The sequence below is a fragment of the Cupriavidus sp. GW822-FHT03E04 genome, from assembly GCF_058801495.1.
Genome location: NZ_JBXANI010000019.1, coordinates 44268 through 66919, shown reverse-complemented (window position 1 = coordinate 66919; position 22652 = coordinate 44268). Strand labels below are relative to the sequence as shown.

At 65.7% G+C, this 22652-nt stretch carries 17 protein-coding genes and 2 tRNA genes; 13 read left to right on the top strand and 6 right to left on the bottom strand.

The features are described from left to right. Window positions 1-4: 4 nt before the first annotated feature. On the bottom strand, window positions 5-1234 hold the full coding sequence (locus tag AC1RQC_RS26205; protein ID WP_492376227.1) for an MFS transporter: 1230 nt from the start codon (window positions 1232-1234) through the stop codon (window positions 5-7). A gap of 277 nt (window positions 1235-1511) precedes the next feature. Here AC1RQC_RS26205 and hutC point away from each other — a divergent pair, with 277 nt between their 5' ends. Further along, window positions 1512-2225 carry a histidine utilization transcriptional repressor HutC gene (hutC, locus tag AC1RQC_RS26200; RefSeq protein ID WP_174422728.1) on the top strand — a complete coding sequence of 238 codons (714 nt, stop codon included), beginning with the start codon at window positions 1512-1514 and terminating at the stop codon, window positions 2223-2225. Here hutC and AC1RQC_RS26195 read toward each other — a convergent pair. Further along, window positions 2222-3112 carry a LysR family transcriptional regulator gene (locus tag AC1RQC_RS26195; RefSeq protein ID WP_492885073.1) on the bottom strand — a complete coding sequence of 297 codons (891 nt, stop codon included), beginning with the start codon at window positions 3110-3112 and terminating at the stop codon, window positions 2222-2224. The genes hutC and AC1RQC_RS26195 overlap by 4 nt on opposite strands. 137 nt (window positions 3113-3249) lie before the next feature. On the opposite strand from AC1RQC_RS26195, the gene AC1RQC_RS26190 reads away from it, so the two are divergent. The 6 genes from AC1RQC_RS26190 (at window position 3250) to AC1RQC_RS26165 (ending at window position 8515) form a co-directional block, all read left to right on the top strand. After that, on the top strand, window positions 3250-4662 hold the full coding sequence (locus AC1RQC_RS26190; RefSeq protein ID WP_492885071.1) for an MFS transporter: 1413 nt from the start codon (window positions 3250-3252) through the stop codon (window positions 4660-4662). Between the two features lie 45 nt (window positions 4663-4707). Beyond that, window positions 4708-5103, top strand: coding sequence for a hypothetical protein (locus tag AC1RQC_RS26185; RefSeq protein ID WP_492376224.1), 396 nt, complete (start codon window positions 4708-4710; stop codon window positions 5101-5103). A 125-nt stretch (window positions 5104-5228) separates the two neighbouring features. After that, window positions 5229-6026 carry an exodeoxyribonuclease III gene (gene xth / locus AC1RQC_RS26180; protein ID WP_492376223.1) on the top strand — a complete coding sequence of 266 codons (798 nt, stop codon included), beginning with the start codon at window positions 5229-5231 and terminating at the stop codon, window positions 6024-6026. 97 nt (window positions 6027-6123) lie between these two features. Beyond that, complete coding sequence (hpaR, locus tag AC1RQC_RS26175; RefSeq protein ID WP_492376222.1) at window positions 6124-6573, top strand: homoprotocatechuate degradation operon regulator HpaR; 450 nt, start codon at window positions 6124-6126, stop codon at window positions 6571-6573. After that, window positions 6570-8384 (top strand): SulP family inorganic anion transporter, encoded by a 1815-nt coding sequence (locus AC1RQC_RS26170; RefSeq protein ID WP_492885069.1) that lies wholly within the window; start codon window positions 6570-6572, stop codon window positions 8382-8384. Before hpaR ends, AC1RQC_RS26170 begins: the two co-directional genes overlap by 4 nt. Continuing rightward, window positions 8381-8515, top strand: a complete 135-nt coding sequence (locus tag AC1RQC_RS26165) for a hypothetical protein (protein WP_492885067.1) — start codon at window positions 8381-8383, stop codon at window positions 8513-8515. Before AC1RQC_RS26170 ends, AC1RQC_RS26165 begins: the two co-directional genes overlap by 4 nt. A 41-nt stretch (window positions 8516-8556) precedes the next feature. On the opposite strand, the gene AC1RQC_RS26160 is transcribed toward AC1RQC_RS26165, so the two are convergent. Further along, a complete protein-coding gene (locus AC1RQC_RS26160; protein WP_006159541.1) occupies window positions 8557-8820 on the bottom strand; it encodes a DUF1488 family protein in 264 nt (87 codons plus the stop codon). A 287-nt stretch (window positions 8821-9107) separates the two neighbouring features. Here AC1RQC_RS26160 and AC1RQC_RS26155 point away from each other — a divergent pair. Then, window positions 9108-9183: transfer RNA gene (locus tag AC1RQC_RS26155), tRNA-Lys, on the top strand. A 255-nt stretch (window positions 9184-9438) separates the two neighbouring features. Here the strand turns inward: AC1RQC_RS26155 and AC1RQC_RS26150 are convergent. Beyond that, window positions 9439-10824, bottom strand: a complete 1386-nt coding sequence (locus tag AC1RQC_RS26150) for an 8-oxoguanine deaminase (protein ID WP_492376220.1) — start codon at window positions 10822-10824, stop codon at window positions 9439-9441. Between the two features lie 143 nt (window positions 10825-10967). Beyond that, window positions 10968-11876 (bottom strand): LysR substrate-binding domain-containing protein, encoded by a 909-nt coding sequence (locus AC1RQC_RS26145; protein ID WP_492376219.1) that lies wholly within the window; start codon window positions 11874-11876, stop codon window positions 10968-10970. Window positions 11877-12087: 211 nt separating this feature from the next. On the opposite strand from AC1RQC_RS26145, the gene AC1RQC_RS26140 reads away from it, so the two are divergent. The 4 genes from AC1RQC_RS26140 (at window position 12088) to AC1RQC_RS26125 (ending at window position 15469) form a co-directional block, all read left to right on the top strand. After that, complete coding sequence (locus tag AC1RQC_RS26140) at window positions 12088-13362, top strand: DUF2252 family protein (protein ID WP_492807704.1); 1275 nt, start codon at window positions 12088-12090, stop codon at window positions 13360-13362. A 63-nt stretch (window positions 13363-13425) separates the two neighbouring features. Then, window positions 13426-13501 (top strand) — tRNA-Lys (locus tag AC1RQC_RS26135). A 335-nt stretch (window positions 13502-13836) separates the two neighbouring features. Next, window positions 13837-14811: a Bug family tripartite tricarboxylate transporter substrate binding protein gene (locus AC1RQC_RS26130; RefSeq protein WP_174422736.1), complete on the top strand. Its 975-nt coding sequence runs from the start codon at window positions 13837-13839 to the stop codon at window positions 14809-14811. A 310-nt stretch (window positions 14812-15121) separates the two neighbouring features. Further along, window positions 15122-15469 carry a hypothetical protein gene (locus tag AC1RQC_RS26125; RefSeq protein WP_492374717.1) on the top strand — a complete coding sequence of 116 codons (348 nt, stop codon included), beginning with the start codon at window positions 15122-15124 and terminating at the stop codon, window positions 15467-15469. Between the two features lie 391 nt (window positions 15470-15860). On the opposite strand, the gene scpC is transcribed toward AC1RQC_RS26125, so the two are convergent. Next, entirely contained in the window at window positions 15861-17375 is a 1515-nt protein-coding gene (scpC, locus tag AC1RQC_RS26120) for a succinyl-CoA:acetate CoA-transferase ScpC (RefSeq protein ID WP_492374718.1), read from the bottom strand. A 369-nt stretch (window positions 17376-17744) separates the two neighbouring features. On the opposite strand from scpC, the gene AC1RQC_RS26115 reads away from it, so the two are divergent. Then, complete coding sequence (locus tag AC1RQC_RS26115; protein ID WP_492830870.1) at window positions 17745-22625, top strand: NAD-glutamate dehydrogenase; 4881 nt, start codon at window positions 17745-17747, stop codon at window positions 22623-22625. The last annotated feature ends 27 nt before the right edge of the window (window positions 22626-22652 follow it).

Sequence of the window (22652 nt, the reverse complement as noted above, 5' to 3'; positions counted from 1 at the left end):
GAGGTTAAGCGGCTCGGTCTGAGCCGCTTTTTTCATGGCGGCTCGCGCGTGCAATGCAGGTGGTCGACAGCAACGCGCAGCCCCCGCTCACCGCAATCGCCACCGAGTAACTGCCGTAGGCATCGAAGAGCCAGCCGGCGAGGCTGCCGCCCGCCATCGCGGCAATGCCCACCGCGATGTACAACCCCCCAAGGATCGCCCCGAGGTTTGCCGTGCCGAACCAGGTCGCAGCGAGCGCCGGGTACAAGGAGATGCAACCGCCGTTGGCCGCACCGAACAGGACAGCAAACAGCGCCAGCGCCGGGAAGCTTGTGGCCCCAAGCCACACGCCGTTGAGCAGCGCGAGCATCAGCGTCAGGCACATGAGCAGCCGCCCGGGACCCAGCCTGTCGCCGAGCCCGCCCAGCAACAGGCGCCCCAGGATATTGCCGGCGCCCACCAGCCCGATCAGCAGATTCCCGGCCGTGGAAGACAAGCCATGCTGCCGCGCGTACGGATGGATATGGACCAGCGCGGCGAACAGGCCAACCGAGCCCAGCAGGATGGCGCCGAAGTACCACCAGAATCGCCCGCCGCGCACGGCCTGCGCCAGGCTGAGCCCGGATGGCGGGGGAGAATGGGCAACGCCAGGCGCCGCAGGCGCGCCATCGGGATACAGGCCGGCCTCTTCCGGGCGCCCCTTTAGCAGCATTGCCATTGCCAACCCGACCACGGCGATGGCCAGCGCGAAGCAACGCATTGTCGCCTGCCAGCTCATATGCTCCATCAGCAGGCCCGCCACCACCGGTCCGATGAACGTGCCAAGCCCGGTGCCCGCCAGCGCAAGGCCCGACGCCCGGCTGCGATGCCTGACGAACCAGCGCTGCACCGCCGTCACCGCCGGCACGTAGACCAGGCCTACACCCAGGCCCACCAGCGAGCAGAAGGCCACCAGGAACCCCGCCAGCGAATCCGTGACGACGCTGGCGATGGCAAATCCCAGCGCCAGCGAGACAATGCCCATCGCAATGACCCGGCGGGTGGAGATCCGGTCGGCCAGGGACCCGGAGAATACGCCCACCACGTAGTAAATCAGCGCGGTGAACGAGAACACGGAAGCCGCCGACGAACTGCCCACCCCGAAGCCTTCCTGGATGCTCGCGAAAAATGCGCCAAACGAGTACGCGGCGCCAAATATCAGCGCCAGCAGCACGTGCGTCGCGCCAACCACATACCAGCCCGGGAATATGTTCATCCCCGCATTCCCCCTTGCGCTCACCTTTGCCATGTTGTCTCCGGTCGCCCTCTCGCCTGCCCGCCCGCGATTCCAGCATCCTGGAATCATCGATTGCGGCACATATTCTTGTATATACAAGATAAGACAACAAATCAGCGAGCCGGGATTACCCTGATCGGAGCCACACCCGAAGCCAAAACCCGCCCCCTTTTTTCTGGCGGATGCCGACCTTGAAACGAAAAATCGCTACCAATGGAAATTGGCTAGACAAGCGCGGTCAAGTAAACTGCGTGCCATGACCTACCTGCCACCCGCCGCCGCCTACGCACACATCAAGAACTACCTGAAGGACGGACTCAGCGCCGGACGCTGGCCGCCTGGCACGCTGATGCCGTCGGAATCCGAGCTGGTCACCCAGTTCCGCGTCAGCCGCATGACCGCCAACCGGGCGGTGCGGGAACTGCAGGCCGAAGGCCTGGTGGAGCGTGTGCAGGGCGTCGGCACGTTCGCCACCCAGCCCTATCGTGCGTCGTCCACGCTGACCATCCGCGACCTGCACGACGAGATCACGGAGCGGGGCCACCGCCACCGCTCCGACGTGCACATGGCGCGCGCCGAAGTCGTCACCGAGGCATTGGCGCCGCGCATCGGGTTGCCCGTCGGCAGCGAGGTCTTCCACACCTTGATCGTGCATAGCGAGAACGGCGTGCCGCTGCTGTGCGAGGACCGCTACGTCAACCCCGCCCGCGCGCCTGACTATCTCGACGTGGACTTCACCAAGACCACGCCTACCAATTACCTGCTGACTGTGGCACCGCTATGGGAAGCGCAATACTCCATCGAGGCGCAGTTGCCCACCGAGCAGGAGGCCGAGCTGCTGGGCGTCAAGCCGAGCGAGCCCTGCCTGATCGTGATCCGCCGCACCGAAAGCCAGGGCTCGCCGATCACGCTGGCACGGCTGGTGCATCCGGGGTCGCGCTATACCATCGAGGGCTCGTTCAAGCCCTAGGCACGGCCGGGCCGCAATGCGCGCAGATGGTCGATAAACCCGCGGACCTTGGCGCTGACGTGCCGCGTATCCGGATAGACCGCAAAGACCTCGGCCCTTGGCAAGACATGGTCCGGCATCAGGACCTGAAGCCGTCCGCCCTTGAGATGGTCGTCAAGCAGCCACTCGGGCAGCGCTGCGACGCCACAGCCGGCCAGCACAAACGCTAGCAGGGCCGAGGCCGTATCCGCGTGGGCCACGTTGCGGACCCGGATCGTGTGCGGCTTGCCGTGTGGGTCAGCCAGGGTCCATTGCCCGCCCTGCCCCGCGCGATTGGCAAGCCACGGCAGCGCCGCCATCGCCTGCAGCGAATCGGGCGCGCCGGTTGCACTCAGCAGCGCCGGGCTTGCCACGATCACCAGGTTGAATTGCCCGATCGGCTTAGCGCGGTGCCGCGAGTCCTCCAGCGGCCCCACCCGGATGGCTACGTCCAGCCGCTCTGCGATCAGGTCAGCGTGGGTCGAGCTGGCCTGGTAGCTCACCCGCAGATCGGGATGCAGGCGGGCAAACCCGGCCAGCGCGGGAGCGACGACGAGGTTGCCGTAATCCACCGATGCCGTGACGCGCAAGCTGCCCGAGAAGGACGCATGACCAGACCGGACCTGCTCCACGGCCGATTCAGCCTGCCGCAGCAAGACCGAGCAGTCGCGATAGAACCGCTCGCCCGCCTCCGTCAGTGCCAGGCGCCGCGTGCTGCGCGTGAGCAATGCCACCGATAGATCTTGCTCCAGCTGCTTCACGTTGAAGCTGACCACGGCCTTGGTGGTGCCCAGCGTGCCGGCTGCCGCCGTGAACGAGCCACACTCCACCACGGCCACGAACATGGCCAGACGGTTCAGATTGATCACGTTCTCAGCGCTCCATTGTCAAAAATCAGAGAACAGTATATCGGCCACTAGGCTGTTTTCTTATTCCTCCATGGTTTCTAGAATGCCGTCTTCCAGCCTGCACCTGCATGGCGCTTGCCGCCATTGCTCGACTTTCCATGCCCTACAAATCACGCGTTGCGTCGGTCTACCTCCTCGGCTTATTTATCGACCTGGTCAATATGTTCATGGCATCGGTCGCGTTCCCCGATATCGGCCAGTCACTGCAGGCGTCCGTGGGGACCGTTGCATGGGTGGCCAATGCCTACACGCTGGGGCTGACGCTGGTCATTCCGGCAAGCACCTGGCTGGCCGGCCGCTACGGAGACAAAGCGATCTTCGTGGCATCGCTGGGGATTTTTTCCGCAGCCGCTGCCGGCGCCGGATTCGCCGGCAGCATTGAGGCGCTGATCGCCTGGCGCCTGCTGCAAGGCCTGGGGGGTGGGCTTTTGATTCCCGTCGGGCAAGCCATGACCTATCGCCTCTACTCGCAGGACGAGCGCGCGCAACTGTCAGTGATCGTGATGGCCTGCGCGCTGCTCGCGCCGGCGCTGTCGCCACTGATGGGCGGCTACGTCGTGGACAGCCTGGGATGGCGCTGGGTATTCTGGCTCAACATCCCGCTGGCCTTGGTTGCGCTCGTGCTTGCCGTGCTTTGGCTGCGCTCCGGCGAAACCACCCAGGGACACAGGCCGGACGTTGCCGGCATCGGGCTGGTCAGCCTGGCGCTTGCGCTGCTGCTGATCGGCTTGTCCCGGTTCGAGCACACCGGGCAGACCCGCGTGGGCACCGCCCTTGTCACAGGCGGCGTCGCCGCGGGCTTGCTGCTTTTGCGGCATGTACGCCGGCGGGAGCATCCAGTCCTGGATTTCCGCGTTCTGCGGGATCCGCTGCTTCGGGCAGCCATGGTCGTCTACCTGTTCGTGCCCGGCGTGTTTACCGGCGTCAGCCTGCTCAATATGTTCTTCCTGCGCAGCGTGCTAGGCCTGAAGGCCGTCAGCGCGGGGGCGCTGATGATTCCCTACGCCCTGGCCGCCGCTGCGGGCATGACGCTGGCCGGGCGCCTCTTCAACCGGCTGGGGCCCCGCGCCCTGCTGCTGCCGGCCATGACGGTGCACGCGACCGGCATCGCCATGCTGGCGACCGTGAGCGAACCTGGCGAATGGCCGGGCATGGTGGCCGCCTTCTTGCTGATGGGAGCCGGCGGCGGCATCTGCTCGAGCGTTGCGCAAACCCTGGCGCTGCTGAATGTGTCCCCAGCGGGAATGGGCCCCGTCAGCGCAATATGGAATCTGAATCGTCAGTTGTCGTTTTGCGCTGGCGTCGCCATGGCCAGTCTTTTACTGGGCCAGTGGCTGGCCCGGCAAGGCATGGCCGACCTTGCCCTCGCGCGCGACACCACGATCGTGACGCAGGTATTCCATGGGTGTTTTCTCGTCGCCGGCTTATGCACACTCGTGCCGCTGCTTGTCGTCTGGCGTCTGGACGACCGGCATCATCGCCAGCCGGCAGCATCGACAACGCTTCCCTAACTCCGGGGCAACCCGCCCTGCCAACTCCTGAAGGAAACACCATCCATGCCTGACATCGCCGCGCTTTGCCTGCGTGAAATCGCCGACACCCATGTGCTGATCGAGCAATGGCTGTCGAACCCCGCTTGCCCGGAAGCCGTACTGGAAACGCTGCTGCAACGGTTTGGTCCGGACTTCAGCATGATCTCGCCAACCGGTGCGCGCATGGAGGCAGGCGGCTTTCCCGCGCTGTTCGCACGACTGCGCGGCGCCCGGCCCGGGCTGCAAATCAGGATCGATGAGTTGACGCTCGTGCATGAGGACGCGCGCTCGGCCACGGTCAGCTACCGGGAGACGCAGGCCTGGAACGCGGGCGCTTCCGAGCGGCGTGCCTCGGCGCTGTTCGTGACTGGGAACGATGCGCTTGTCACTTGGCGACACTTGCATGAGACCTGGGCCTGAGGACACCTGCCTCCCGACGTGCCTGTGGCCGCAGCGGTCGTTCATAATGTGCAGGCAAACCAGGGTGACACCGGGACGAATTCCAATGTCGCCCAGGCAACCGTCAATCAACAAGCCATTTGAACATGAGAATCGCAACCTGGAACGTCAACTCGCTGAAGGTCCGGCTACCGCAGGTACTGGACTGGTTGAGCGAGCAGGAAAAGGCCGATACGCCGATCGATGCCCTGTGCCTGCAGGAGCTGAAGATGCCGGACGACAAGTACCCGCTGGCCGAACTGGAAAGCGCGGGCTTCCACAGCGTGTTCACCGGCCAGAAGACATACAACGGCGTGGCGATCCTGGCGCGCAATGCCACCATGGCGACGCCCACCGACGTGGTGCGAAATATCCCTGGCTTCGACGACCCCCAGCAGCGCGTGGTGGCGGCGACCTATGGCGACGTGCGCCTGGTATGCGCGTACTTCCCCAACGGGCAGGCGCCGGACTCCGACAAGTTCACCTACAAGCTGGGCTGGCTGCAGGCGATCACCGCGTGGCTGCAGGAGGAAATGGTGAAGTACCCGAAGCTCGCGCTGCTGGGCGACTTCAATATCGCACCCGAAGACCGGGATGTGCACGATCCCAAGAAGTGGGAGGGGCAGAACCTGGTGTCGCCGCCGGAGCGCGATGCGTTCCGGGCGCTGGAGGCACTTGGGCTGACCGACGCATTCCGCATGTTCGAGCAGCCGGAGAAGAGCTTCTCCTGGTGGGACTACCGCATGTTTGCGTTTCGCCGCAACGCCGGCCTGCGCATCGACCACATCCTGCTGTCGCCGGCCCTGCGCGAGGCGTGCGGCGCCTGCGTGATCGATCGCGTGCCGCGCACCTGGGAGCAGCCCTCGGACCACACGCCGGTGGTGGCCACGCTCGACCTGGGCTGAGGCGTTGCGCCAGGGCGCCGGCCACCAAGCCGGCGGTCGGCATATCCGGGTAGCCACCGGCTCGCGTCCGGGCGTCTGCACGGCTACACTTGCGGGCATGAAACCGGCTACCTTCCGCCACCGCAACCTCCCCCACCTGCTGCTGCAAGCCCGCGAAACGCTGATGGCGGGCTTCCGGCCCATCCTGCGCCAGCACGGCATGACCGAGCAGCAATGGCGCGTGGTGCGCACCCTCAACGAGCAAGGCGAGATGGAGCCTAACCAGCTCGCCGATGCCTGCCTGATCCTGAGCCCGAGCCTTACCCGCATGCTGTCGAGCATGGAGGAAGCGGGCCTGATCCTGCGCTCGCGCTCCACCACGGACCAGCGCCGCCAGCTGATCTCGCTGACCGACAAATGCCGTGCCCTGATCGCCGAGATGGAGCCGCTGATCGACCGCCGCTATGAGGAGCTCGAGCAGATGATCGGCGCGGAGCGGCTGGGCAAGGTCTATGGCGCGATCGACGAATTGCTGGTGAGCCTCAGCGAACGAGACCCGCAAGCATGACCGCTCCGGTTGCGCAGGGCACAACCGGCCGGATGCTCGGGCGCCTGTTGCCGGCATGGCGTCACCGCGTGAGCCGCGCCTCCTTGCGTGCGGACCTGGTCGCGGGCCTGCTTGGCGCGGTGCTGGTGCTGCCGCAGGGCGTGGCCTTTGCCACGCTAGCCGGCCTGCCGCCGCAATACGGCATCTACGCGGCCGTGATTCCCTGCATCGTGGCGGCCTTGTTCGGCTCCAGCTGGCATGTGATGTCCGGCCCGACCAACGCCAATTCGCTGGCGCTGTTCGCCATGCTGAGCCCGGTGGCATTTGCCGGCAGTCCCGAGTACATCAATCTGGCGCTCGCCGTCACCATCATGGTTGGCTTGCTGCAGCTTGCCGTGGGCACCTTGCGCCTTGGCACGCTGGCCAACTTCATCTCGCCCTCGGTGCTGCTTGGCTTCACCTGCGGCGCGGCGACGCTGATCGGCCTCTATGCGCTCAAGGACCTGTTTGGGCTGGCCGTGCCGACGGGTACGAGCGCCTTCGGTGTGGTGCGCTTTTTGCTGGACAATGCCGACGGCATCAACTGGAGCGCGTTCACGGTAGCGGCGATCACGCTGGCGGTGACCATCGCGGTGAAGCGCGTCTCGCGCCGCCTGCCCTTCATGCTGATCGGCCTGCTGGCAGGCTACGGCGTCGCCCTGCTGCTCAACGCGCCGGGCTGGAGCGCAGGCGCGCACCACGTCAATGTGGTCGGGCCGATCCCGTCGGCCATCCCGCCCTTCCACCTGCCGAATATTTCCTGGCAGGCGATCCCCGACCTGCTTGGCATCGCCGCCGCGCTGACCATCGTGGCACTCGGCCAGTCGATCTCGATCGCCAAGGCGGTGGCGCTGCGCTCGGGCCAGCACATCGATGCCAACCGCGAATTCATCGGGCAGGGCCTGTCGAACATCGCAGGTGGCTTGTTCTCCGCCTATATCTCCTGTGGCTCGCTGAACCGCTCCATGCCTAACTACGAGGCCGGCGCGCAGACGCCGCTGGCCAGCATTTTTTCGGCCTTGCTGCTGGTGGTGCTGGTCACGGCCAGCGCCTCGCTGCTGGCGCAGATCCCGCTGGCCTCCATCGCCGCGATGTTGCTGCTGGTGGCCTGGGGCCTGTTCGATTTCGGCCGGCTGCGCCGCATCGCCAGCCTGAGCCGCACGGAATTCGCCATCGCCATCAGCACCTTTGTCGCCACGCTGGCCATCCGCCTGGAGATGGCGGTCTTGCTCGGCACCATCCTGTCACTGGTGGCCTATCTCTATCGCACCTCGCGGCCGGCGGTGCGCAGCCTGGTGCCAGACGCCGACGACCCCGACCGGCGCTTTACGCCGCTCGACGAACTGCATCGCCCGCAACCGGAATGCCCCCAGCTCAAGCTGCTGCGCATGGAAGGCGCGATCTACTTCGGCGCGGTCCAGTACGTGACGGACCGCCTGCACGAAGCACGCAACGCCCATCCCGGCCAGATCCATCTGCTGGCCATGACCAAGAGCATGAACTTCATCGACCTGGCCGGCGCCGAGATGTGGGAAAGCGAGCTGAGCGAGCGGCGCGCCACCGGCGGCGACCTGTATTTCCATCGTCCGCGCACGCAGGTGCTGCAGACGTGGGACCAGACCGGCTTCGCGCTGAAGCTGGGCGAAGGGCACATCTTTTCCACCAAGCGGCAGGCGCTGCACACCATCATTGCGCGCCTCGATCCCGCAGGCTGTGCGCAATGCCAGGCACGCATCTTCGAAGAATGCGCTAGCCGCCCTGGCGGGCCAGGCTACCCAGCAAAACCGGCTTGAGCACGATCAACGTGATCGGCACGATCGGCGCGATCGGGAAGCTCAGTGATGAGCGCGGGGAATTAAAAAGAGAAACGCCGGCGGGAAACCGGCGTCAGGCGGCGAGAAGCCGCAACGACTTGAAGCGGTAGCCCGGGATCGGACCGATGACCGGCCCGGACTGGGATCCGCTTCAGAGCGGCGCGACATGGGCGCGCTTGACTACCACTGGCTGGGCGGCGCCCTGCTCGATCAGCACCACCGCAGCACGCTCGATGGTTTCACGTCCGGCGCGGAATGCCTCTTCCAGCGATAACACCTGGTCGGCACTGAAGCCTTCCCACAGCGCTTCACGGGTCACCACGCAAGTGACTGGTTGGCCGTCGACAACGGCGTGAAATAGCAAGCCTTCATTGTTGATATCGTAACGCTCTTGCTCTTGGAACTTGATATCCATCGGTACAGCCCTCCATTGCAAGTGAAGAATCATCCTAACATGGGTCGGCCCGACTCGTCCGCAAAGGCCTACGCTCCGCTCACCCCAAGCAAGACTGCCGAAACCCCGGGCGAGTTCCCACGGCGTGAGTGCCTGAGTTCGGTGCAAGGAGAAGGAATAAGGCTGCCCGGGAATTGCACGTACGACGGCGAAATCGCACACGGCATTTCCAGAGCACCCTCATGCGGGAAAAATTACGCAGGGTGTTTGACAAACTCAAAAACCATGATACAATCTTTTTCTTCGTTGGGGCGTTAGCTCAGTTGGTAGAGCAGCGGACTCTTAATCCGTAGGTCGAGTGTTCGAGTCACTCACGCCCCACCAGCGAATTCTAAAAGCCGGAAGCAGCAATGCTTCCGGCTTTTTCCATTGGCTCTCCAGGTCTGTCGTCGCCCGCCCTACGTCTGCGGCGATCCATCAGTCGAAAAACACGCACAAAAAAAAGCCCGCTATCGATGGCGGGCTGGGGAAGGGTCAGGGGCGTTCAGGGAACGACCCGAGGCCTAGTGTGAATACATTACAGACATGCCGCGACCCCTCTCCAGAGGGGTCGCACGCGCGGCACATTCCATTGTTGCCTCACCCTTGCCTGGCGCGCTCGAACAGTTCACGCGCGAGCCCGCGATGCTGCGCAAGGACGCGCGGCAACTCCACCGTCTGCAACTCGCCATCGCGCACCACCACCTTGCCGTTGATCACGCTGGTGGCGACATTGCCCGGCGTGCAGAACACCAGCGCCGCCACCGGATCGTGGCCTGCACCGGCGTAGCCCACCTGCGCCATGTCGAACGACACGAAATCGGCCGACATGCCAGGCTCAAGCGCACCGATATCGTCGCGCCCCAGCACGCGCGCCCCGCCCAGCGTAGCGATCTCCAGCGCCTCGCGCGCGCTCATGGCGGCGGGCCCGTAGCCCACGCGCTGCAGCAGCATGGCCTGGCGCACCTCCCCCAGCATATGCGCGCCATCGTTCGACGCGCTGCCATCCACACCCAGCCCGACCGGCACGCCGGCATCGCGCATTGTGCGCACCGGCGCAATGCCTGACGCCAGGCGCATGTTCGAGCAAGGGCAATGGGCAACGCCCGTGCCCGTGCGGGCAAACAGCGCAATACCTTCATCATCCAGCTTGACGCAGTGGGCGTGCCACACATCGGGGCCGACCCAGCCGAGTTCTTCGGCGTACTGGGCCGGCGTGAGGCCGAACTTCTCGCGCGAGTAGGCGATGTCGTTGTCGTTCTCGGCCAGGTGGGTGTGCATCGACACGCCATAGTTGCGTGCCAGCAGTGCCGACTCGCGCATCAGGTCGCGCGAGACGGAGAACGGCGAACACGGCGCCACCACCACCCGCAGCATCGCGTGGCGCGAAGCGTCGTGGTACCGCTCGATCAGCCGCTGGCTGTCCTTCAGAATGGCGTGCTCCTCCTCCACCACCGAATCGGGCGGCAGGCCACCCTTGCTGCGGCCCACGCTCATCGATCCGCGCGCGGCATGGAACCGCATGCCCATTGCCGCCGCGGCTTCAATGGAATCGTCCAGGCGCGAGCCATTGGGATACAGGTACAGGTGATCGCTGGTGGTAGTGCAGCCGGACAGCATCAACTCAGCCATCGCGGTACGGGTCGACACGTCGATCATTTCCGGCGTCAGGTGCGACCACAACATATAGAGGTTGGTGAGCCAGGTGAACAGCTCGGCGTCCTGCGCCGCCGGCACGGCGCGGGTCAGGCTCTGGTACATGTGGTGGTGCGTGTTGACCAGCCCGGGGATCACCACCTTGCCACGCATATCGATCACCTCGGCGCCGCCCTCGTCGATCAGCCGGCGGTATGGCGGCGGCAGCTCGGTGGTGGCGCCCACCCATTCGATCGTCGGGCCTTGCGCCACCAGCGCGCCATCCGGGATCTCGCGGCGTTGCGCATCCATGGTCACCAGGATGTCGGCATTGATAAGGATGAGGGGCATGGCAGGATCTTCAGGTTGGTGGCGAAAATACCCGGCACGTCATGCGGCCAGGCCCACACAGTCTAAGACGCCGGCAGGCCTTGGCAAAGCATCGATTTCCACCGACGGTGTACGCAAAAACAGCACAACCAAGCACTGCGCCGCTAACGCACGCCAGCAAACAACACCACCAGGCCCTCGCCAATCCGTTCGGCCATCAGTTCCGCCGCAGCGCTCAGCGGATTGCGCGCGCGCGCGACCAGCCGCAGCGTCTGACACGGCAGCTGGCCGTCGCGCAACGGCACCCAGGCCAGCGCCCCGCGCTCCCGCTCCTCCAGCACGTCGAGCGGATTCAGGAAGGCGATGCCGGCCCCAAGCATGACCAGGCGGCGCATCAGCGCGGTCGAAGTGGTCTCGGTGACCGGCGACACCGCGACCGCGGCTCGCGCGAAGGCCTCATCGAGGATGGCGCGGATCGACATCGACGGCGCGGGCAGGATCACCGGGCAGGCCAGGCACTCGCTGAGCAGCGTCGACGGCTGCGCGGCCAGCGCATGCCCGGGCGGCACCACCGCGCCGATATGCCAGTCGTTGCTGGCCAGGATGCGGAAGGCAGCGATATCGGGCAGGTCGTAGGCAAGGCCGAGATCGACATCGCCGCGCTCGACAGCGCTGACGATGTCGGCCACGGGCAGATCCAGCAGGCGCACCAGAATGCCCGGGTACTGCTGGCGAAAGGCATGCACCAGCGACGGCATCAGCGAGCCGGCGAGGCCGGCCGTGGTCGCCACGGTGACTTCGCCCTGGCGCACACCCTTCACGGCTTCGATACGGCTGCGCAGCAGTTCGTGCTCGCGCAGCGTCTGGCGCACGTGCGCCAGCACCATTTCGCCCAGCGGGGTCAGGCGCAGGCGTTTGTTGATGCGCTCGAACAAGGGCGCGCCCAGTTCCGTCTCCAGGTCCAGGATCTGCCGGTTGATTGCGCTCGGCGCCACGTGCAGATGCAGCGCGGCCTGGCGGATCGATCCGCGGCTCACCACCTCATCGAGGTAGCGCAGGACTCTGGCGTGCATGACGGGCTCCGGATTCGGGCGTTGGATTCAGCGCGGAAGCGACATTCCGCGCCTGGGAAGACGAGCGCATTGTAGCCGCTGGCAAGGCGCACGAAATCCGTGTCGCGCTGACAGTCTCTTCAGGCGACATGGAGTACGCTGGCATCAGTTGCCGGCCGATGGCGACCCGGCCCACCTCGATATCCTGCCAGCGCCCGGCGCTCCGACTTCCATGGCCACGAAGACAAGCAGCAAGAAGCCCGTCACGAAGCGCGGTGCAAAGCATGGCGGCGAACCCCGCCCGCCCGGCCCGGCAAAACGCCAGGATGCACTGATGCGGTGCCGGAACCTGAAGATGGCGCGCTCCGCCCACGCATACGTGCGCGGCAACACGCGCAAGTTCTACGAATGGCTGGAGGCCAAGCAACCGCACGCCCTGCCCGAGGGCCCGGCGATCTGGATCTGCGGCGACTGTCATGTGGGCAACCTTGGTCCGATCGCCGATATCCAGGGCCACGTCGACATCCAGATCCGCGACCTTGACCAGACCGTGATCGGCAACCCGGCGCACGACCTGATCCGCCTGGCGCTGTCGCTGGCCACCGCAGCGCGCGGCTCGGACCTGCCCGGCGTGATTACCGCGCGCATGCTGGAAAGCCTGATGGTGGGCTATGAAAGCGCTTTCGATAATCCCGAGGCCGCGGCCGGCCTGACTTCGCGCCGGCCTGCCGCGGTACGTACCGTGATGCGCCAGGCCCTGGGGCGCCAATGGAAGCATCTCGCCCACGAACGCCTGCGGGACACCGCCCCCTCCATTCCACTCGGCAAACGGTTCTGGCGGCTCGCCGCGGACGAGCGGCGCGCAATCGGCGCCCTCTTCGAGCGGCGCGAGATCGCCCACCTCGCCACGCTGCTGACCTCCCGTGACGAAGGCGCGCGCGTGGAGGTGATGGACGCCGCCTACTGGGTCAAGGGCTGCAGCTCGCTGGGACGATTGCGCTTCGCCGTATTGCTGTCCGTTGGCAGCAATGACAGCCCCGATCCCGAAATCTGCCTGATCGATATCAAAGAAGCGGTAAACGCTGCGGCGCCGGGCTACCCCAAGGTGAACATGCCACGCGGCAATGGCGAGCGGGTAGTGGAAGGCGCCCGCCATCTCTCGCCGGCACTGGGCGATCGCATTCTTTCTGCGCAGCTGCTCGACAAGGCGGTCTTCATCCGCGAGCTGCTGCCGCAGGACCTGAAACTGGAGATCGATACGCTGCCACAGGAAGAAGCCAGCCGCGTCGCGAGGTACCTGGGTGAGGTGGTCGGCAACGCCCATGCGCGCCAGATGGACCTGGCCACCCAGCGCAGCTGGCTTGGCGAGCTGGCGCGCAATCGCTCCAGGCAACTGGATGCGCCGTCCTGGCTATGGACCAGCGTGCTGGACCTGATCGCCAGCCATGAGGTGGGCTACCTCGAACACTGCCGCAAATTCGCGCTCGGACCGGAGGCACATATCTAAAATCCAAAAGCAAAACAGCTATTGCAAAGTCAAAAATCGTCCTCTATAATCTTGGACTTCGTTGGGGCGTTAGCTCAGTTGGTAGAGCAGCGGACTCTTAATCCGTAGGTCGAGTGTTCGAGTCACTCACGCCCCACCAGCGAATTCTAAAAGCCGGAAGCAGCAATGCTTCCGGCTTTTTCCATTGGCGCGCCAACCCTGCTGGGTCTCTCCGTGGGCGTGGCAACCCTGGGCCAACCTCCTCCCACACAACGGCGCATACGCGGGTTGATACCAATTCCGCCGGCTACGCTTTCACGGTTGAATTGCGCCTGGAGCATAATGCGGAACATGGTTCCGCATCACGGAACCCATCCGACATCTCCAGCGTCCCGCGGCAAGCAGGAACAAGGGCAGCAGCGCGACGCAGATCGCCGTGCCCCAACCCGCGCCCGCCCGGGCCGTCATTAGACCTAGAACCCTCGGGAGCCTCTCTTGAAAGCAGTATTGAATGTCGGCAGCGCAGCTTGCCTGGCCCTTCTTGGCCTGTGCCACAGCGCCTTTGCACAAACCTACCCGACCAAGCCGATCCGCCTGATCGTGCCGTTCGCCGCGGGCGGCACCACGGACATCGTGGGCCGCGCGGTGGCCGACGGCATCGGCCGTGAGCTTGGCCAGGTCGTGGTGGTGGAGAACCGCGGCGGCGGCGGCGGCGCGATCGGCGCCGATGCGCTGGCCAAATCCGCGCCCGATGGCTACACGCTGGGCATTGCGACGGTCAGCACCATGGCGACCAACCCCGCCACCAACGCCCGCAACCCCTACGATCCGATCAAGGACTTCGCGCCCATTACCAACCTGGTCAATGTGCCGAACGTGCTGACGATCAACCCCAAGGTGCCGGCCAAGAACCTGCAGGAGTTCATCGCGCTGGTCAAGGCCAACCCCGGCAAGTACAGCTATGCGTCGGCAGGCAAAGGCAGCATCTCCCACCTCGACGGCGAACTGTTCAAGTTCCTGACCAAGACCGACATGGTCCACATCCCCTACCGTGGATCGGGCCCCGCCCTGAACGACACGCTGGCGGGCCAGGTGAGCGGCCAGTTCGACAACCTGCCCTCATCCATGCCGCACATCCAGGCCGGCAAGCTGCGCGCCCTCGCGGTAGCGGCGCCCAAGCGCGTGGATGGCTTGCCCGACGTGCCGACCTTTGCCGAAGCCGGCATGAAGGACATGAACAACATGGCCTGGTACGGCCTGGTGGCACCCGCCGGCACGCCTGCCGCGATCATCGCCAAGGTGCATGACGCTGCCGTGAAGACCTTGCAGGACCCGAACGTGAAACGCCGCCTGGCGGAAAGCGGCGCCTACCCTGACGGCAACACGCCGCAGCAATACGCCGCGCAGATCAAGCGCGAGCTGGAAATGCGCAAGAAGATCGCGCGCGACCAGAACATTACGCTCGAGTAACCGGCGACCAGTAACGAGTAACGTCGCAACGGCCCGGCTGCCTGCAGCCGGGCCTTGCCAGGGCTCGCGCCTTCGGCAAACCCGCCCCCCTCCCTTCCATAAGCCCCTCCCCAAAAACAACGCTTGCCTTGATCTGGCGCATAGCCGGCCAGGCCAATAAGCGGTTCAATACAGTGGGAAGAAAGATTAACTTCGCAGGGTCATCCCAAGTCGGTAGAGTCACCCTGGTCTGACGACCATTTTTGCGGCCATGCCCCCTGCCCGTGGCCATTGCTCTCGAACTACCCAAGCTTTACTCACGAGGATGAAAATGCGCAACAAGACCGTACCCGCCCTGATCATCGCCGCCCTCACCGCCTTTGGCGGCGTGCAGCTGGCGCACGCCCAGAAGAACTACACCGATGGCGGCGACCTTTATGGCGGCGCCCATACCAACAAGACGGACCCGAACAAGAGCGCCGCCAAGTCCGGCAAGTTCGATCCGTACACGGATGGCGCGAAGAAATCGACCAAGTCGAACCTGAACGCTTCCGGCGCCAAGAAGAAGGCCGATCCCTATACGGACGGGGCCAAGGCTGGCAAGCCCGATCCGTACACGGACGGCGCCAAGGCCGGCAAGTTCGATCCCTATACCGACGGCGCCAAGGCCAAACAATAAGCGGAAGCGGCAGGCAGCAAGCAGCCTGTCCCGCCGGATGGTGCGCCAGCGCACCATCCGGGCCGCAGGGAACAGGCAAGATCAGCCAGCGGGATCGAACACGGCAATGCCCAACGCCCGCTTGAAACGCCATCTGAGCCAGATGGCGCCGCATGTGGAAATGTGAGAAATGTCCGAGAATGGATTCGGAAGGCCGCCTACAGCGTGAACCGTAGCGCAGGCTTACCCTTTCGCGATCCCGGACCTCTCCCTTTCGGAGACCATCATGCTAGACCTGCTGATCCTAATGGCTTCCTCCCTGGTGCTGGCCGTGCTCATCTTCAAGGGATAAGGGATACCGAAAAGGGATGAAGGCCGGAAGACAACAAGGAAGGTCCAAGCGCAAGCCGCTTCAGGCTGCGGCCAGGGCCGCCTTCGTGCCGCCCATCGTGCCTTCCTCGCGCAAGCGCACGTGCCAGGCCAGCGCCTCCTCGATGAGGTGCGGGGTATGCCCGCCGCGGCGCGTGGCGCGCGTCACGTAATCACGCAGCAACTCCCGATACAACGGATCCGCGCAGTTGGCGATGATCTGCTGCGCGCGCTCGCGCGGCGCCAGGCCGCGCAGATCGGCCAGGCCATGCTCGGTCACAATGATGTCGACATCATGCTCGGTGTGATCCACGTGGGACACCATCGGCACGATGCTGGAGATGGCGCCGGCCTTTGCCATCGACTTGGTGACGAACACCGACAAATGCGCATGGCGCGCGAAGTCTCCCGACCCGCCGATGCCGTTCATCATGTGTGTGCCACCCACGTGCGTGGAGTTCACGTTGCCGTAGATATCGCACTCCAGCGCCGTGTTGATGGTGATCAGCCCGAGCCTGCGCAGCAGCTCCGGATGGTTGCTGATCTCCTGCGGGCGCAGGATCACACGCTCCTTGTACCGATCCAGGTCTGCCAGGAAGCGCGCGTAGACGGCGCTGGTCAGCGTCACCGATGACGCAGAGGCAAAGCGCAGCCGCCCGGCGTCCAGCAACTCGATCGTGCTGTCCTGCAGCACTTCCGAATACATCGTGAGATCGCGGAACGGGGAATCGATCAGGCCATGCAGCACGGCGTTGGCGATCGTGCCGATGCCGGCCTGCAGCGGCTGCAGCGAAGGTGCCAGCCGGCCTGAGCGTACTTCATGCGACAGGAAATCGTTCAGGTGCCCGGCGATCTGGCGCGTTTCCTGGTCGGGCGGCAGCGCATTGGACGGGCTATCGTCCTTTTGCGTGATCACGATGGCGGCGATCTTCGCGGGGTCCACCGGAATAAAGGGCAAGCCGATGCGCTGGTCCACCGAGACCAGCGGAATGGGCTGGCGATGTGGCCGCGCCGTCGGCAGGTAGATGTCGTGCAGGCCTTCCAGGCCGGCCGGCATACTGAGATTGATCTCGACGATCACCTTCTGCGCCAGCATCGCGAAGCTCGCGGAGTTGCCGACCGAAGTCGACGGCACGATGCCGCCGGATTCGGTGATCGCGACCGCTTCCACCACTGCCACGTCTACCGGCGCGATCTGGCGCCCGCGCAGTTGTTCCACGGTTTCGGACAGATGCTGGTCGATGAACATCACCTCGCCCGCGTTGATCTTGCGCCGCAAGGTGGCATCCACCTGGAACGGCAGGCGCCGCGCCAGCACATTGGCCTCGGCCAGCATCTTGTCGGTATCGTTGCCCAGCGAGGCGCCGGTCATCAGCGTGATGCGCAGCGGCTCGTGCGCCGCGCGCCTTGCCAGCGCCTGCGGCACCGCCTTGCAGTCGCCGGCGCGGGTGAAGCCGCTCATGCCTACGGTCATGCCGTCCCGGATCATCGCCGCCGCGGCCTCGGCCGGCATGACCTTGTCGAGCAGGCTGGCCAGCCGGATACGTTCCTTGTACATCTTATGTCTCCATGATGCCCGTCCCGGCCCGTGAGGCCGCGCCGCGCGCCGCGACAAGGCCAGGCGCCCAGTTCGGCTCGCGCTTCCTACCGGCGGGTAAGGCGCAGATAGGCAGTGTAGCCACGGCAGGCACATTCCTGCGGCGATATAAAATCATGAAAACCAGTCGTAAATCTCATACATCCCAACGCCCGCGCCAGCCCGGAGCGGGCAAAGCCAGCCCGCGCACATTGTGCGCGGTGCCGCCCTTTATGCTCTACAGTAGTTAGCACGGTCATGCTGCCAGGACGCAGGCAACACACGACGCGCGTCGCGCGGTGCCTGTGGCGGCAACGGACTGCCAAAACAGCCGTCTGGGGGAGAGACACCATGCTGGCGGAAAGCGAAGCGCGACAGGCCCAGTTGCTGGCCGACCTGATGCAGTTCGCCCAGGGCCGCCTGCCCGGCGACGTGTTCGTCCAGGCCGAGCCATTCCTGCGGCACTACTACGACCTGGCCGACGCCGAAGACCTGCTCAAGCGCAACGTGGCCGATCTCTATGGCGCGGTCATGGCGCACTGGCAGACCGCCCAGCGCTTTGTCCCGGGCAATGCGCGGCTGCGCGTCTACAACCCCAACCTCGAGCAGCACGGCTGGCACTCCGACCACTCGGTGGTGGAGATCGTCAACGACGACATGCCGTTCCTGGTGGACTCCGTCACCATGGAGATCAACCGGCTGGGGCTGGCCCTGCATTCCGCGATCCACCCGGTCTTCCGGGTCTGGCGCAACGCGGATGGCACCATCGCCAAGGTGGGCCTGGGTGGCGAGGGCGACACCACGGCGAGCGAGCCCGCCGGCGGTCCCCGGCTCGAATCCTTCATCCATTTCGAAGTGGACCGCTGCGGCGACACCGCCACGCAGGAGGCCTTGCGCAACGGCATCGCCCGCGTGCTGGGCGACGTGCGCGCCGCGGTGCAGGACTGGCCGGCGATGACCGCCATCACCCGCGCCACCATCGACACGCTGGCGCAGGGCCCGGATGGCAACCGGCCCGATACACAGGAAGCCTGCGCCTTCCTGCAGTGGATGCTGGACGAGCATTTCACCTTCCTCGGCCAGCGCGACTATGAACTGGTCACCCAGGACGACCGCTTCTTCCTGCGCGGCGTGCCCGGCTCCGGCACCGGCATCCTGAGCGAAAGCCTGCACCCGCCCGAGGAGGACACACTGACCGAGCTGCCCGCGGCGGCCACCTCGGTCATCGAAGACAGGTCGCCGATCTTCGTGACCAAAGCCAATTCGCGCTCCACCGTGCACCGGCCCGGCTACCTGGACTACGTCGGCATCAAGCTGACGGACGCCAACGGCAAGCTCTTTGGCGAGCGGCGCTTCGTGGGCCTCTACACCTCCACCACCTACATGATGTCGTGCGAGGACATCCCGCTGGTGCGGCGCAAGTTCGGCAACATCCTGGCGCGCGCGGGCTTCCTGACCAAGGGTCATCTCTACAAGTCGCTGGTGACCATCATCGAGCAATACCCGCGCGACGAACTGTTCCAGGCCGAGGAAGACGAACTGTTCCACATCACGCTGGGCATCCTGCGCCTGCAGGAACATCAGCGCATCCGCCTGTTCGTGCGACGCGACCGCTTCGACCGCTTCGTCTCCTGCCTGGTGTTCGTGCCGCGCGACAAGTACAACACGGATCTGCGCCAGCGCATCCAGAAGCTGCTGATGACCGCCTTTTGCGGCAACAGCTGCGAGTTCACGCCGCAACTCTCCGAGTCACCGCTCGCGCGCATCCAGCTGATCGTGCGCGGCGAGCCTGGCACCATGCCCGAGGTCAACCCGGACGAGCTGGAAGAGCGCATCGTGCAAGCCGCCCGCCGCTGGCAGGACGACCTTGCCGCCGCCCTGCTCGACAGCACCGGCGAGGAGCAAGGCAACCGCCTGCTGCGCCGCTACGGGGACTCCTTCCCGGCCGGCTACCGCGAGGACTACCCGGCCCGCATCGCCGTGCGCGACATCGAGCTGATGGAGGCGGCACAGGCCACCGGCGGCATCGCCATGAACCTGTACCGGCCCATCGAAGCCGCGCCCGGCGCATTCCGCTTCAAGGTCTACCGCGCCCGCGAGCCGATCGCGTTGTCGCTCAGCCTGCCGATGCTGGAGCACCTTGGCGTGCGCGTGGACGAAGAGCGTCCCTACCTGATCGAGCCCAACGGCGCGGCACCGGTGTGGGTCCATGATTTCGGACTGGAAATGGCCGATGGGGTCGCGGCCGGCATCGACCTTGGCGCCGATATTGCGCGCATCAAGGCGCTGTTCGAGGACGCCTTCGCGCGCGCCTGGAACGGTGAGATCGAGAACGACGACTTCAACCGCCTGGTGCTGCGCGCCGAGCTCGCCGCGCGCGACGTGACCATCCTGCGCGCCTATGCCCGCTACCTTCGCCAGGTCGGGTCGACCTTCAGCGATGCCTATATCGAGCGGGCGCTGACCGGCAACCCGGCTATCGCCTCGCGCTTCGTGGAACTGTTCGTCGCGCGCTTCGACCCCGCCACGGAAAGCGCCCGCGCCGCGCGCTGCGAGCGCCTGCAGCAAGCCATCGGCACGGAGCTGGACCAGGTGCCCAACCTCGACGAAGACCGCATCCTGCGCCTGTTCCTGGGCGTGATCAACGCCACGGTGCGCACCAACTATTTTCGCCACGGCCCCGACGGCGGGCCGCGCCCTTACCTGTCGTTCAAGTTCAACCCCGCGCTGGTGCCCGGCCTGCCCGAGCCGCGCCCGATGTTCGAGATCTGGGTCTACTCCCCGCGCGTGGAAGGCGTGCACCTGCGCGGCGGCCCGGTGGCGCGTGGCGGCCTGCGCTGGTCCGACCGGCGCGAGGATTTCCGCACCGAGGTGCTGGGGCTGATGAAGGCCCAGATGGTGAAGAACACGGTGATCGTGCCGGTGGGCAGCAAGGGCGGGTTCGTGGTCAAGCGCCCGCCGCCAGCGAACGACCGCGACGCCTTCCTGCAGGAAGGCATTGCCTGCTACCAGACCTTCCTGCGCGGCCTGCTCGATGTCACCGACAACCGCGTCGCCGGCACCTTGGTGCCGCCGCCGGAAGTGGTGCGTGAAGATGGCGACGACCCCTATCTGGTGGTCGCCGCCGACAAGGGCACGGCCAGCTTCTCCGACTACGCAAACGCGATCTCCGCGGAGTACGGCTTCTGGCTCAGCGACGCGTTTGCCTCGGGCGGCTCGGTCGGCTATGACCACAAGAAGATGGCCATCACGGCGCGCGGCGCCTGGGAATCGGTCAAGCGCCATTTCCGCGAGATGGGCGTCGACATCCAATCCACGGACTTCACCGTCGCCGGCATCGGCGACATGTCGGGCGACGTGTTCGGCAACGGCATGCTGCTGTCGCCCCATATCAAGCTGGTGGCCGCGTTCGACCATCGCCATATCTTCCTCGACCCCAACCCCGACCCCGCCGCCAGCTTGCGCGAGCGCCAGCGCATGTTCGAGTTGCCGCGCTCGAGCTGGGCGGACTACGACATGAGCCTGGTCTCCGCCGGCGGCGGGCTGTTTCCGCGCTCCGCCAAGACCATCGCGATCACGCCGGAGGTGCAGGCGAGCCTTGGCATCAGCGCGAGCGTGCTCTCGCCCGCCGAACTGGTCCACGCGATCCTGTTGGCGCCGGTCGACCTGCTCTATAACGGCGGCATCGGCACCTATGTCAAATCCAGCCGCGAGAGCCATCTGCAAGTGGGCGATCGCGCCAACGACGCGGTGCGCGTCAACGGCGCCGAGCTGCGCTGCAAGGTGGTGGGCGAAGGCGGCAACCTTGGCTTCACGCAGCTTGGCCGCATCGAGTTCGCGCTCAATGGCGGGCGCATCAACACCGATGCGATCGACAACTCTGCCGGCGTCGATTGCTCCGACCATGAGGTCAATATCAAGATCCTCCTGGGGCTGGTGGTGGCGGACGGCGAGATGACCGAGAAGCAACGCAACAAGCTGCTCGCGGAAATGACTGACGAAGTCGGCTTGCTGGTGCTCGAGGACAACTACTACCAAAGCCAGGCGCTGTCGGTTGCCGGGCGCAACGCCGCCGCGCTGCTTGATGCGGAGGGCCGGCTGATCCGGTGGCTGGAGCGCGCCGGCCGCCTCAAGCGCGCGCTGGAATTCCTCCCGAGCGAGGATGAACTGGGTGAGCGCAAGGCCGCCGGGCTGGGCCTCACCTCGCCCGAACGGGCGGTGCTGCTGGCCTACAGCAAGATGTGGCTGTACGACGAGTTGCTCACGTCGGCGCTGCCAGAGGACCCACTGGTGGCCGGCCTCCTGCCCGCCTATTTCCCGCAGCCGCTGCGTGAGCGGCACGCCGACACCATGCTGCGCCATCCGCTGCGCCGGGAGATCCTGGCCACGCACCTCACCAACACGCTGGTCAACCGCATCGGCGCCACCTTTGTCCACCGCATGCAGGAAGAAACCGATGCGCGGCCCGCGGACATCGTACGCGCCTGCCTGATTGCGCGCGACGTATTCGGCCTGGACCCGCTCTGGCTGCGCATCGACGCGCTGGACAACCAGGTCGACGATGACGTGCAGGCGCGCATGTTCGTCGCCGTGGGACGCCTGCTGGACCACGCCAGCCTGTGGTTCCTGCGGCATCCGCACGCGGGCGGCCCCACCGATGGCGACAGTGCGCGCTACGCCGAAGCCGCGGCCTGGCTCACACCGCAGCTACCCGCACTGCTGGCCGGGCCAGAGGCCACCGCGCTGGCGCAATGGCGGCAGGACCTGACCCAGTCCGGCGTGGACGATGAACTGGCCCTGCGCGTGGCTGCGGGAGAAATCTCCGCGGCGGCACTGGATATCGCCGAGGTGGCGGCGGCCACGCAGCGCAGCCTGGCGCTGGTGGCAGGTGTCTATTTCGCGCTCGATACGGAGTTCAGTTTTGGCTGGCTGCGCGAACGCGCCCTGGCTTTGCCAGCCGACAGCCATTGGGACCTGCTGGCGCGCACCACGACACTCGAAGACCTCGGCCGCCTCAAGCGCGCGCTCACGGTCAGCGTGCTGGCGCAGCCACAGGCACTGGATACGCCGGCACAACTGATCGAGGCATGGCGCGGCGGGCGCCAGGCGCAGATCGAGCGTTTCTCGCGCATGCTGGCGGATCAGCGTGCATCGGGTGCGGCCGGCTTGTCGATGCTGTCGGTGGCGGTGCGGGAAATCGGCTTGCTGGAACGCAGCCAGCAAGCCGGGTAGACGCAGGCACGGCCGATTGGCGACAAT